This window comes from Streptomyces sp. bgisy027 (assembly GCF_057710365.1).
This window is the reverse complement of the sequence record NZ_JBYIVZ010000001.1, coordinates 264,998-277,846: the sequence shown is the minus strand read 5'-3', so window position 1 is coordinate 277,846 and position 12,849 is coordinate 264,998. Positions and strand designations below refer to the sequence as shown.

General features: G+C 68.6%; 9 protein-coding genes and 3 tRNA genes. 5 read left to right on the top strand and 7 right to left on the bottom strand.

Annotated features, from left to right (window positions below):
- Positions 1 to 66 precede the first annotated feature (66 nt).
- Complete coding sequence (locus tag AC3ETA_RS01215; protein ID WP_432190912.1) at positions 67 to 1,371, top strand: RNA polymerase sigma factor; 1,305 nt, start codon at positions 67 to 69, stop codon at positions 1,369 to 1,371.
- A gap of 83 nt (positions 1,372 to 1,454) precedes the next feature.
- Here the strand turns inward: AC3ETA_RS01215 and AC3ETA_RS01210 are convergent, their stop codons facing one another.
- From AC3ETA_RS01210 to AC3ETA_RS01195, 4 genes are all read right to left on the bottom strand, one after another.
- A complete protein-coding gene (locus tag AC3ETA_RS01210) occupies positions 1,455 to 3,383 on the bottom strand; it encodes an ABC transporter ATP-binding protein (RefSeq protein WP_432190911.1) in 1,929 nt (642 codons plus the stop codon).
- A complete protein-coding gene (locus AC3ETA_RS01205) occupies positions 3,383 to 5,116 on the bottom strand; it encodes an ABC transporter ATP-binding protein (protein WP_432190910.1) in 1,734 nt (577 codons plus the stop codon). Before AC3ETA_RS01205 ends, AC3ETA_RS01210 begins: the two co-directional genes overlap by 1 nt.
- A 313-nt stretch (positions 5,117 to 5,429) precedes the next feature.
- A complete protein-coding gene (locus AC3ETA_RS01200) occupies positions 5,430 to 6,884 on the bottom strand; it encodes a xylulokinase (protein WP_432190909.1) in 1,455 nt (484 codons plus the stop codon).
- A gap of 151 nt (positions 6,885 to 7,035) precedes the next feature.
- Positions 7,036 to 7,344, bottom strand: coding sequence for a YtxH domain-containing protein (locus AC3ETA_RS01195; protein WP_432190908.1), 309 nt, complete (start codon positions 7,342 to 7,344; stop codon positions 7,036 to 7,038).
- 159 nt (positions 7,345 to 7,503) lie between these two features.
- On the opposite strand from AC3ETA_RS01195, the gene AC3ETA_RS01190 reads away from it, so the two are divergent.
- The 3 genes from AC3ETA_RS01190 to AC3ETA_RS01180 all read left to right on the top strand — a co-directional run bounded on the left by AC3ETA_RS01190 (position 7,504) and on the right by AC3ETA_RS01180 (position 7,911).
- Positions 7,504 to 7,576 (top strand) — tRNA-Asn (locus AC3ETA_RS01190).
- 5 nt (positions 7,577 to 7,581) lie between these two features.
- Positions 7,582 to 7,654 (top strand) — tRNA-Asn (locus AC3ETA_RS01185).
- Positions 7,655 to 7,834: 180 nt separating this feature from the next.
- Positions 7,835 to 7,911, top strand: a tRNA-Ile gene (locus tag AC3ETA_RS01180).
- A gap of 148 nt (positions 7,912 to 8,059) precedes the next feature.
- Here the strand turns inward: AC3ETA_RS01180 and AC3ETA_RS01175 are convergent.
- Positions 8,060 to 9,949 carry a site-specific integrase gene (locus AC3ETA_RS01175; RefSeq protein ID WP_432190907.1) on the bottom strand — a complete coding sequence of 630 codons (1,890 nt, stop codon included), beginning with the start codon at positions 9,947 to 9,949 and terminating at the stop codon, positions 8,060 to 8,062.
- 515 nt (positions 9,950 to 10,464) lie between these two features.
- On the opposite strand from AC3ETA_RS01175, the gene AC3ETA_RS01170 reads away from it, so the two are divergent.
- Entirely contained in the window at positions 10,465 to 11,442 is a 978-nt protein-coding gene (locus AC3ETA_RS01170) for a recombinase family protein (protein WP_432190906.1), read from the top strand.
- Here the strand turns inward: AC3ETA_RS01170 and AC3ETA_RS01165 are convergent.
- Together AC3ETA_RS01165 and AC3ETA_RS01160 are read right to left on the bottom strand one after the other, a co-directional pair.
- Positions 11,439 to 12,215: a hypothetical protein gene (locus AC3ETA_RS01165; protein WP_360841890.1), complete on the bottom strand. Its 777-nt coding sequence runs from the start codon at positions 12,213 to 12,215 to the stop codon at positions 11,439 to 11,441. The two genes, AC3ETA_RS01170 and AC3ETA_RS01165, sit on opposite strands and share 4 nt — an antisense overlap.
- A 1-nt stretch (position 12,216) precedes the next feature.
- Entirely contained in the window at positions 12,217 to 12,750 is a 534-nt protein-coding gene (locus AC3ETA_RS01160; protein WP_432190905.1) for a hypothetical protein, read from the bottom strand.
- Positions 12,751 to 12,849: the final 99 nt, after the last annotated feature.

The following is a 12,849-nucleotide window of genomic DNA, read 5'->3' as shown; positions in this document are numbered from 1 at the left end:
CCGATTGCAAAAAGTCACCGCACGCCCCTCGTGGCGGCGATGTGTCGTACTCCACACTGGGTTCCGGTGCCTGAGTCCTCGGAGCGCGGCCGATCCGTCCCCCACGGGTCCCACACCCCCGCGGTTCCGCTCATCGCGTACGGGACGGACAGCGGCGAGGCCGCCGACTCCGCCCTCGAAGCAGCGCTGCCGTACCTCTCGGCAGCGATCATCCTGGAGGTCGCCCCCGTGCAGACCCAGACCCTCATCCAGACCGACACCGGTACGGACGGCCCGGCCGCCGACGCGGAGACCGACGTTCTGGTCGCGGTGCCGCCGCAGAACCGTGTCGCGCACCACCCCGAGGCGGAACCCGATACCGCGCCCGAACCGGCGGAGCCGCCGGCCGAGGCGCTGGACACCGCCGACACCGCCGAGCCGGTCGACGCACCGCTGCCGGCCCGGCCCCGCGCCGACAACAGCGGCCCCTCCTCCGACCTCTTCCGCCAGTACCTGCGGGAGATCGGCCGGATCCCGCTGCTCACGGCCGCCGAGGAGGTCGAACTCGCCCGCCGCGTCGAGGCCGGCCTCTTCGCCGAGGAGAAGCTCGGCACCCCCGGTCTGGACGGCCGGCTCGCCCTCGACCTGGACCGGCTGGTCGTCATGGGCCGGATGGCCAAGCGGCGCCTCATCGAGGCCAACCTGCGGCTCGTCGTGTCGGTCGCCAAGCGGTACGTCGGACGCGGCCTGACCATGCTCGACCTGGTCCAGGAGGGCAACCTGGGCCTGATCCGGGCCGTCGAGAAGTTCGACTACGCCCGCGGCTACAAGTTCTCGACGTACGCCACCTGGTGGATCCGCCAGGCCATGTCCCGCGCCCTCGCCGACCAGGCCCGCACCATCCGGGTGCCGGTCCATGTCGTCGAGCTGATCAACCGGGTCGTCCGCGTGCAGCGCCGCATGCTCCAGGAGCGCGGCTACGAACCGACGCCGGAAGAGGTCGCCGACCACCTCGACCTGCCGCCCGAGCGGGTCAGCGAGGTGCTGCGCCTCGCCCAGGAACCGGTGTCGCTGCACGCGCCCGTGGGCGAGGAGGACGATGTCGCCCTCGGTGACCTGATCGAGGACGGCGACGCGACGTCGCCGGTGGAGTCGGCGGCGTTCCTGCTGCTCAGGGAGCACCTGGAGGCGGTGCTGTCGACTCTGGGCGAGCGTGAACGCAAGGTCGTACAACTGCGGTACGGCCTCGCGGACGGTCGCCCCCGCACGCTGGAGGAGATAGGCCGCATCTTCGGCGTGACGCGGGAACGCATCCGCCAGATCGAGTCCAAGACCCTCAACAAGCTCCGTGACCACGCCTTCGCGGACCAGCTGAGGGGCTATCTGGACTGAGGAGCGTTCGGTTCACGTACTCAGGGGCGCGGGGAACTGCGCGACCAGCCACGACGGACCCGCAGCTCCCCGCGACCGGCCGCTCAGTCCACCTCGGCCACCGCCTGCGCGAACTGCGCCTTGTACAACCGCGCATACGAACCGTCGGCCGCCAACAGCTCCCCGTGCGCACCCTGTTCCACGATCGAACCGTCCTCCATCACCAGGATCGTGTCCGCGTCCCGAATCGTCGACAACCGGTGCGCGATCACGAACGACGTACGCCCGTGCGCCAGCTTCGCCATCGCCTTCTGGATCAGCACCTCGGTACGGGTGTCGACCGAGGACGTCGCCTCGTCCAGGACCAGGATCACCGGGTCGGACAGGAACGCCCGCGCGATGGTGATCAGCTGCTTCTCGCCCGCGCTGACCCCCGATCCCTCGTCGTCGATCACCGTGTCGTACCCGTCGGGCAGCGTACGGATGAACCGGTCGGCGTGGGCGGCCCGCGCGGCCTCCTCGATCTCGCCGCGAGTGACCTCCCCGGACGCTCCGTAGGCGATGTTCTCGGCGATGGTGCCCCCGAACAGCCAGGTGTCCTGGAGCACCATCCCGATCCCGGCGCGCAGCTCGTCCCGCGACATCCGGGCGATGTCCACGCCGTCGAGGGTGATGCGCCCGCACGACACGTCGTAGAAGCGCATCAGCAGGTTGACCAGGGTCGTCTTGCCGGCACCCGTCGGCCCCACGATCGCGACCGTGTGCCCGGGTTCCACCCTCAGCGACAGGTCCTCGATCAGCGGCTTCTCCGGGTCGTACCGGAAGGACACGCCCTCCAGCGCCACCCGGCCGCGCAGCTCCTCCGGCCGCACGCCCGGCACCGGATCCGCCTGCTGCTCCTCCGCGTCGAGCAGCTCGAAGACCCGCTCGGCCGAGGCGACACCGGACTGCACGAGGTTCGCCATCGACGCCACCTGCGTCAGCGGCATCGAGAACTGCCGCGAGTACTGGATGAACGCCTGCACGTCACCGATCGACAGCGCACCCGAGGCGACCCGCAGTCCGCCGACCACGGCGACCAGGACGTAGTTGAGGTTCGACACGAACAGCATCAGCGGCTGCATCACACCGCTGTTGAACTGCGCCTTGAACCCGGCCTCGTAGAGCGCCTCGTTCTGCTCGGCGAACTGCCTGGCCGACTCCTCCTGCCGCCCGAACACCTTCACCAGGGTGTGCCCGGTGTACATCTCCTCCACGTGCGCGTTGAGCTTGCCGGTCGTACGCCACTGCTGCACGAAGTGCGGCTGCGAGCGCTTGCCCACGCGCGTGGCGACGAAGAACGACAGCGGCACGGTCACCAGCGCGACCAGCGCCAGCAGCCACGACACCCAGAACATCATCGCCAGCACACCGATGATGGTCAGCACCGAGTTGATCAGCTGCCCCATCGACTGCTGGAGCGTCTGCCCGATGTTGTCGATGTCGTTGGTCGCCCGCGACAGCACCTCACCGCGCTGACGCTTGTCGAAGTACGACAGCGGCAGCCGCGACAGCTTCGTCTGGACGTCCTCGCGCATCCGGTACATCGTGCGGTTCACGGCCCGGTTCACCAGCCGCGTCGCCACCGCCATCAGCAGACCGGCGACGGTGAACACGGCCAGCGCGAACAGCAGGACGTTCCCCACGGCCCCGAAGTCGATCCCCTGGCCCGGCGTGAAGTCGGTGCTGCGCAGCATGTCGGCGATCTGGCTGTCGCCGCGCTCCCGCATGGCCGCGAGGACCTGTTCCTTGGTCATCCCGGACTCGAACTGGCGCCCGACGATGCCCGCGAAGACCAGGTCGGTGGCCGCACCGAGGATCTTCGGCCCGGCGACCGACAGGCCCACGCTCACCACCACGCAGATCAGCAGCACGTAGATGGTGATCCGCTCGGGCTTGAACCGGGCGATCAGCCGCCGACCCGACACCTTGAAGTCCAGCGACCGCTGATCGGGCCCGCCGCCGGCCATCATCCGTCCCATGGGCCCGGCCATCAGGCGGCCTCCGCTTCCGTCAGCTGGGAGAGCACGATCTCCCGGTACGTCTCGTTGTCCGCCATCAGTTCGTGGTGCCGGCCCGTGCCGACGACCCGGCCCTCGTCCAGCACGACGATCCGGTCCGCGTCCCGGATGGTCGCCACCCGCTGCGCGACGATGACGACGGTCGCCTCGGACGTCTCACGCCCGAGCGCGGCGCGCAGAGCGGCGTCGGTGGCGTAGTCGAGGGCGGAGAAGGAGTCGTCGAAGAGATAGATCTCCGGGCGCTGCACCAGCGTGCGCGCGATCGCGAGCCGCTGCCGCTGACCGCCCGAGACGTTCGTGCCGCCCTGTGCGACGGGCGCGTTCAGCCCGCCCTCCAGACGCTCCACGAACTCCTTGGCCTGCGCCACCTCCAGCGCGTGCCACAGCTCCTCGTCCGTCGCCTCCGGATTGCCGTAGCGGAGGTTGGTCGCCACCGTCCCGGCGAACAGGTACGGCTTCTGCGGCACCAGGCCGACGGTCTTCGCGAGGACCTGGGGGTCGATCCTCGCCACGTCCTCCCCGTCCACCAGCACCCGGCCGTCGGTCGCGTCGAACAGCCGGGGGACCAGCCCCAGCAGGGTCGACTTGCCGCTGCCCGTCGAGCCGATCACGGCCGTCGTCTCACCCGGCCGCGCGACCAGGTCGATCGACTTCAGCACCGGCTCCTCGGCACCCGGGTAGCGGAACCCGCCGCCCCGGATCTCCAGATGACCGTGCCGGCGCAGCTCCCGCACCGGCGCGGTCGGCGGCACCACGCTGGAGGAGGTGTCCAGGACCTCCTGGATGCGCTCGGCGCACACCTCCGCGCGCGGCACCATCATGAACATGAAGGTGGCCATCATCACGGACATCACGATCTGCATCAGATAGGCGAGGAACGCGGTCAGGTCACCGATCTGCATGCCGCCGCTGTCGATGCGGTGCGCGCCGAACCACACCACCGCGATGGACGACAGGTTCACCACCGTCATGACGATCGGGAACATCAGCGCGAGCAGGTTGCCGGTGCCCAGCGCCATGTCGGTCAGCCCGGCGTTGGCCTTCTGGAACCGGCTCTGCTCGTACTCGTCGCGCACGAACGCGCGGATCACCCGGTTGCCGGTGATCTGCTCGCGCAGCACCCGGTTCACCGTGTCCAGGCGCACCTGCATGGTCCGGAACAGCGGCCGCAGCCGCCGCACGATCAGGGTCACGCAGATGCCGAGGGTGGGCACCACCGCCACCAGCACCGCGGACAGCGGCACGTCCAGGCCGAGCGCCAGCACGATCCCGCCGACGCACATGATGGGCGCCGACACCATCAGCGTGAACGTCATCAGCGCCAGCATCTGCACCTGCTGGACGTCATTGGTCGTCCGGGTGATCAGCGACGGCGCGCCGAAGTGGCCGAGCTCACGCGCCGAGAAGGACTGCACCCGGTCGAAGACGGCGGCCCGCACGTCCCGGCCGAGCGCCGAGGCGGTGCGGGCGCCGTAGTAGACGGCACCGATGTTGCACACGACCTGCGCCACCGAGATGCCGATCATCAGGGCGCCGTAGCTCAGGATGTAGCCGGTGTCGCCGTTGACGACACCCTTGTCGATGATGTCCGCGTTCAGCGTGGGCAGGTAGAGAGTGGCGCAGGTCTGCAGGAACTGCAGCAGCACCAGCAAGGCGATGGGTTTTCGGTACGGACTGAGGTGGGTCCGCAGAAGTCGTATGAGCACGCTGCTTCTCTCGGAGTCGGCGACGGGGCGGCTTTTGGTTGCCCCTGGCCCCTATCGTCGAACACTCCAGCGGTGTTACCTCAACCGATTAAGCCGTCAGCGCCCCCTCATGCGGCCTTCCGGGTTCGGTTCCTACCTCGCTCTTACCTTCCGAGGACCCACAGCGCCCGTGCCGCTATGACCGGAACATCCCGGCCGCTACGACCGGAACGCCCCGGCCGCTACGACCGGAGCGCCCGTGCCGCCACGACCGGAACGCCCCGGCCGCTACGACCGGAACATCCCGGCCGCTACGACCGGAACATCCCGGCCGCTACGACCGGAACGCCCCGGGATGCGTCTGCTCGCGCACCGACACGAACTGCTGGCGCACCGCTTGGCCCACGGCCAGTTCCTCGCCGGGCTCCAGGACCTGCGCCGCCGCGCCCTGCCAGACGGGCGGGGTGCGCGGGTCGAGGGAACCCTGCGACGCGCCGAGCGCCCACGCGGCCTGCCGGGCGGCGCCGATCGCCGCGTAGTCCGCGGGCTGCGGTACGACGACCTGCGTGCCGAACAGCGCGGGCGCCGCCGCCTGCACGGCCGGCAGCTCGGCCACCGCGCCCAGCAGGAAGACCCGCCGCACCTCGACACCCCGGCCGCGCAGCACGTCGAGCGCGTCCGCGAGCCCGCACAGCATGCCCTCGAACGCGGCCCGCGCCAGATGCTCCGGCTTCATCGACTCCCGCCGCAGCCCCGCGAGCGTGCCCGCGGTGTGCGGCAGGTTCGGCGTCCGCTCACCCTCCAGATAGGGCAGGAACACCAGGCCGTGGGCGCCCGGCGTCGACTTCATCGCCAGGTCCGACAGGCCCTCCAGGTCGGGCACGCCGAGGAGTTCGGCGGTGCCGCGCAGGGTGCGCACGGCGTTGAGGGTGGTGACGACCGGGAGGTGCATGCCGGTCGCGTCGGCCAGGGAGGTGATCATCCCCGAACTGTCGACGAGGGCCTCGGGGTGCACGGCCATCACGGAACCGGACGCGCCGAGCGACACGACGGCGTCGCCCAGCCCGATGCCGAGCCCGAAGGCGGCGGCCATGGTCTCGCCGGTCCCCGCGGAGATCAGCAGCCCCTCCGGAGTCGTACCGGCCGCCTCGGCCGGCCCGATCACCTCGGGCAGCATGGCCTGGTGGCCGAGCGCGAGCTCGACGAGATCGGTGCGGTAGCCGCCGGTCGCCGCCGACCAGTAGCCGGTGCCGGAGGCGCCGCCCCGGTCTGTGGTCCTTCTCACGGGCCGGCCCAGGAGCTGCCACACCAGCCAGTCGTGGGCCTGCATGAGCACGGCGGTGCGCGCGGCGTTCTCCGGCTCGGTCTTGGCGAGCCAGCGCAGCTTGGTCACCGGCTGCGCGGCCTGCGGCACACAGCCCACCGCCTGCGCCCACGCCCCGCGCCCGCCCAGCGCGTCGATCAGATCCGCCGCCGCGACCTGGGCGCGCTTGTCGCCGCCGACCATGGCGGGACGCACGGTGTTGCCCTGTGCGTCGAGCGGGACCAGCGCGTTCTGCTGCGCCGACACGCCGATGGCCTGCACACCTTCGAGCAGCCCGCCGGTGGCCGCCTCACCGAGTGAGAGCAGCCAGGCCTGCGGGTCGACGTCGGAGGGACGCGCGCCGCCCTCCGGCGACTCCACCGGGTGCGGGGCGTACCCCTGCCTGAGCACGGCGCCCGAGTCCGTGTCGCAGACGACGATGCGCGTGAAATCGGGCGAACTGTCCAGCCCGGCGACTATCCCCATGGCCCAAATTGTGCCGTAGCGCTGCGCTTGCTCGGGCCGTGGGCGGCGTGGGGGTGCGTGTCGGGTTTCGGGTGCGGGTTGTGGGGGGCTGGTCGCGCAGTTCCCCGCGCCCCCTGGCGGCGTTGCCGGGCCCGGTGTCCAGGAGGTGCTGTCACGTGTTGCTCGTGCCCCAGTCGTCCTCCGCGCCTCCGTTGTGGGCGCTGCGCTCCCGTAGGGAGCGGACTCGCTGGGCCACCGTCTCGGGGACTCGGTCGCCGACCTTCTCGCTGACCGTGTGGTACGCCTTGCCCGCGAAGACGCGGCCCTGCTGTGCCGCCGACTCCGCGGTGTTGCGCACCGCGGGGTTCCGGGAGATGTCCCGGGCGGTCTTCTTCAGCTGCTCGTAGCGCTCGCGTCCGGCGCGTGTCCCGAGGACGTAACCGACGGCTACTCCGATGACGAACGTGAGCCGGTAGCGCATGGCTGCCACCCTTCCCTTGAGTAGGTCCCTGGTGCGGCGTCGGTGCCGGGGGGAACCGATTGGCGGAGCACCCCCCTGCTTGCGCTAATGTATGTGTCGCAGCGAGCGCACGCCCCCTGGCGATTACCCAGGTAGGTACGTTCGATGCAAACGAGACCTTCCTCGGTAGCTCAATTGGCAGAGCAGCCGGCTGTTAACCGGCAGGTTACTGGTTCGAGTCCAGTCCGGGGAGCTCGGTCCTCCGTAGCTCAATTGGCAGAGCAGCCGGCTGTTAACCGGCAGGTTACTGGTTCGAGTCCAGTCGGGGGAGCATGCTGAACGAGGACCCCCTTGGGGGTCCTTTTTCATGCTTGATCACCTGCGGCGGGAACCGTGCAGGTCGCAGCGGAGTCCTTCAGGGCAGGCGAAGTCGACCATGCGAAGCAGGAGATCGTATGAGCGGCTATGCTGCGGCAGACGGCGCGCACACTTGTACGCGACACGCCGCTATGGGGCGGTAGCTCAGCCGGTTAGAGCAGCGGACTCATAATCCGTCGGCCGTGGGTTCGAGTCCCACCCGCCCCACCAAGAGCTACACGCGCAGAAGCGTTTCTACCTGCGTAAACGTGAGAACGGGGGGCGCCACTCCAGGGTGGCGACCCCCGTTCATTCGTTCAGACCAAGATCCAGTGGACGCTCAGTGGACGCGGGAGCGGTTCAGTGGACAGCAGGGCCCTCATGCCGCCTTCCGGCGCCCGTTACGAGGCCGGCGAGCGGCCCGGGACGATGCTGGCGGGAGGCCCGTCGGCAACGCCCAGCCGTCCACGCCGGGGGACTCGGAGCGTGCGATGGTGAAGCGCGTGAGCGAAAACGTGCCTCGCTGCTTCTCGGGGTAGCGGTCGTTGAAGTTCTCCACCCGCACCAGTTCCAAGTCGTTGGCGGCGCAGTGATCGCGTATCCACTTCACGGCCGCGTTGGCGGCATCGTCCTGGCTTCGCCCGGTCAGGGTGATCATGCCGAGGAGGTCGGAGTCGGGTTGGGCCTGCGCTCCGACGGCCCAGACGTCACCTGACTGCTTGGCGCCGTGGGCGAAGAAGACGGCGACGTCGTTCTGCCATGCCGCCTCGGGGATCGTCAGCGGCGAGCGCACCTCGAAGGCAACGTCGCGGGGGACGACGGCCATGACCGACTCGGCCTCGGCCCGCATCATCTCGGGCAGCACGCTGGTGTAGGTGTCGGAGGTGATCTGCCGCGAGGAGTGCCCCAGCTTCTCCTGGACCACCTTGATGTCGTGGCCTGCGAGCAGGGCGAGGGTGGCGGCGAGGTGGCGAAGGTCGTGCAGGCGGACCGGCGGCAGGCCGGACAGTTCCACCAGGCGGGTGAAGCGCCTCGATATCCAGTCGGGGTGCAGCCCGGCGCCGTTCTCGTGCGTCCATACACGGCCGCTCTCGACGTAGGCGTCCGCCCACTCCTGGCGTTGCTGCTCCTGCTTTGCGCGGAAGGCGGCCAGGTTGTCTCCGGACTCCAGGCTCAGGGACAGGGTGCGGACGCTGTCGGCCTTCGGCGCTTCGCCGTACAGCTCGTACGCCACCTCGACGATCTGTTGGGAGATGCGCAGCCACAGGGCATCGAGGCTGACCTCTGTCCAGGGCAGCGCGGCCATCTCGCCGCGGCGGGGGCCGAGGAAGATGAAGGTGTGCCACAGCTCGTAGAGCCAGTCGTCCATGACGAAGTCGAGGAACTCGCCGGTGAGCTGTGGAGTCCAGACCATGACCGGGCCGGGCTTCTCGCCGGTGCGCTTCCAGTGCTCGATGCGCTCGGGCGTCCAGACTAGGGGCTTCGGCCGGGTGACCGGCGGCAGCTCCACAAGCTGCGCCCAGTTCTTGGTGAACGCCTGCTCGCGCTTGATCCCCCAGGACAGAGCCGAGCTGAGGGTGTCGTTGATGCGGTGCATGGTGGCGGCGGAGGTGATCTTCCGCAGCCCCTTCTTGCCCTCGCGGAGCGCGGCGTTGGCGTCGAGGAAGGCTCGGCGGGTGGCACGGCGCTCCTCCTTCTTGGCGTAGCCCGCGGTCCTCACCCAGGCTTGGTGGGCGTCGTCACGGTCCTTCTGGAGTTGATCGACGCGCAGGCGGTGAAGGATGCGCTCGGCGTTCTCCTTCTCGATCGCGTCGTACATCTTGTCGAGGTGGCGGACCTTGAGGTCGCGCCGCTTGATGTGGCCGAGGTGGGGGAGCAAGTAGTTGTTGATGTGCTCCTCATACCCGTGACGCGTGGTGCGGGCGAGGGACTTCTTCGCCTTGATCCACCGGAGGAAGAAGTCGCCGCACTTCTCGTCTGACAGCACGTCGGTGCCGGCCACAGCAGCGTCGTAGATCTCCTTCGCCTTCTTCTTGGCGTCGTCGAGCCTGGCGAAGCCGCCGCGGCGTACCCGCTGGCGGGTACCACCCTCGGCTGGTTCAAGCTCGAAGTAGAAGTTCCAGGTGCCGTGGCCCTTGCCCAGCTTGGGGCACGTCGTGCCGATGGAGCCGATCTTGGGGTTGCCGTCGGTATCAAGGACCAGCTTGCCCTCCTTGTCCTTGAGTGGTCCCTTGCACTGGCACCGCCGGTAGTAACTCGGCTCGAACATCCGGTCCCCTGCTGTCGGCTGTTGATTGGCTCAGAGCCAGTTCGTGGTGTCGTACGTTTCCGTACGTGTCTGGCGTGATCTCTTCCGATCTTGCTGGGGCTGTCGGACACTGCTGTAAAGTCGCTGATCAGTTGGCGCGGGGGAGACAGGCGACCAACAAGATGACTGCTCACGAAGCAGGCGGACCGGCCGGAGCCATGCGGCTGGAAGAGCTACTTGCCCTTCCGGCCACGGTCAATGTCACAACAGCGGGACGTGCACTGGGCATTGGTCGCGACAAGGCGTACGAGCTGATCAGGACGGGCACGTTCCCCGTCCGGACGCTCCCTCTTGGGGGGACGGTCCGTGTTCCCACGGCCGAGCTGTGGAGGGTGCTCGGCGTGGAGCCACGTACGGAGGTGAGTCCATGATCATGACGTATGCGCGATTCGAGGTGTTCGTTGCTCTATCAAGAGTGTGACCTATCTCGCTGGTAAATTGGTGGATGTAGGGGGTCGGGTAGAGGGGTCGAGATCATGCCAAGGCTCTACGGGTTTGAGGACATGGCGTACCGGCGCGTGCGCGAGGCGGAGGCGGAGGGCATTCGGGCCGCCGCCTCGCGGCGGCTGCTGAGACAGAGCTTTCCCGCGATCACGGAGTGGATGAGCGAGGAGGGCTACCGCACCACGTTGGGCAACAAGTTCAAGCCCGATGTCCTCGCCGGCGTGCTCCATCACCCAGCCATCGCCGGGTTGACGGAGGATGAGGCCGGAGAGCTGGTCGACAGCGGTGGCCCCCAGATCATCCCCGTTGAGGACTTCCTGGCCATCCGTGCGATGAAGCAGGCCGAGGGCGAAGGCAAGGAGAGGGCTGACCAGCGGGAGTACCTGCTCTCCGGTCCCATCAGCGTGTGCGGCCTGTGCGGCCATCCGCTCGGTACCTCGCCGTCGAATGCAGGGGCACGCGGGCACCGCTGTCAGCCGAGTTCACCTCAGCACCCGGGTGGCTGCGGCAAGGTCCGCATCAACGCCGACCTGTACGAGAAGTACGTCGGTGAGCAGGTTCTGGGCGAGCTCGCCAAGCCCGAGGTTGCGGAGCTGATCGGCGCTGCGCGCGAAGCCCTGCTTGCTAGGGCCGCCGTCCTGGACAAGGAGGTCGCGGCGGACCGGCGACGGCAGAAGAAGCTGGGTGCCGACTATGCCGCGAACTCGGGCATCTCGCTGGCCGCCTTCAAGGCGGCCGACAAGGAGTTGACGACCAAGATCAGGGAGAAGGCGACGCAAGCCCGCTTCCTGAAGCAGGTCAAGCACGTTCCCGTGGGAGACGTCCCTGATCTCGTGCGCTGGTGGAAGCACGCCCCGTTGAAGGCGAAGAAGGGCTTGGTCGTCCTGCTGCTGGAGCAGATCGCCGTGTACCCGGCCGCGTCCAGGGGCTCACGCACCGTGGACGCGGACCGAGTGGCCTTCACCTGGAGGCAATGGGACGCGGACATGCAGAAGCCGCGATCCGCCTAGACGTTGGCGCTGCTGCGTACGGACTCCGGGCGGCGGCTGTTGCTGAGCACAGCCATTGAGAGCCCGGCCGCCACGCTTCCGATGGACAGCCCTGCCAGCGCAGGGCTGATGATGTTGTCAAGGGTCAGCGGCCACGCGTGCCCCTGCTCATACGCGAGGATGTAGCCGCCTCGGCTCATGGCATACAGGACGCCGAACGTCGCTCCCGCCGCCGCCACAGCCAGGCCGACGGCTGCCGAGCGGCCCTGCCGCCATGCTGCGCAGGCGAGCTTCGAGGCGCGCGCCGCGACCTCGGCGGTGGCGGCCGCAAAGAAGCCCAGGTGGGTCAGCATATAGATCCGGACGTCGTTGGACTGGGCGTACGAGGTCGACAGATCCAGGTCGAGCCTGGCCGGGTCCGTGCGGTGGAACTGCAAGATCAGCAGGCCGCAGACCGCGATGACGAAGGCGATGCGGCACGCGATGCTGACGTAGTGGGGCAGCTCCCGGTACTCCCAGTCGATGACCATGATCTGGAGGCTCGCGCAGAAGATCACGACGGCTATGTCCGAGACCAGAGAGGACAGTTCGGGCGTCGTAGCCCTGTCTACGACGTCGCCAACGGCGGGGATGGTCAGTACGGAGCCGACGAAGCTGCTGGCCAGGGCCACGACGTGGGCGCGGCGGGACACGCGGAACGCGCTGCGTCTGCGCTGGGCGACGGCTCGACTGAGGGCTACCGCCGTGCTCAGCAGGGTGACCACCGAGCACAGGCCGAATATCGGGCCGTCCACGTCAGCGTCCTTCCAAGTAATCCGCTGCCCGCTCAGCGGCGTCGTGCAGGCTTCGACGGCGTGGACGGCCCTCGCGGGGCTGGTCGACGCCAGGGGGAGGTGGGGGGATCGTCGGGACGTCCTCGGACAGTCCTTTGTGACGACGGAGCTCCCGGAGCCTTGAACTGATTTCAAGAATGTCCTGCACTTCAAGATCCTGCATTAAACGCAAGACCTCGCGCGCCTCGGGTCTCGACGCGAACACGGACAGCGCGGTCAGGTCGTCCCATTCGGTGCCCGGCAGCAGGAAGGCTGCCGGCGCGTCGAGGGCGTGGGCGACTGCTTCGAGGGTGGCTGCTGTGGGGTTGCAACTCGACCCGTTGAACAGGCTGTTGACCTGGCCGTGAGAGACAGAAGCGCCCGAACCTCCTTGGGTGGCACGGGAGATGTCCCGTGCACTGGGCGTGTAGCCGTCGGAGTCGCGACGCAGCCTCAGCAAAGAGATGAGCTTCGCCTGAAGACTCAAGGGTCGCTCGGTGCCGTGGGTGTTCGCCATGTCCGTCATCTCTGGCCGTGTCGTATGCTCCGGCGAAGTGACCGGCCGGTAGCACCAGCAAACATAACACTACATCGCAGGTCGCAGGGGTTATAGGGT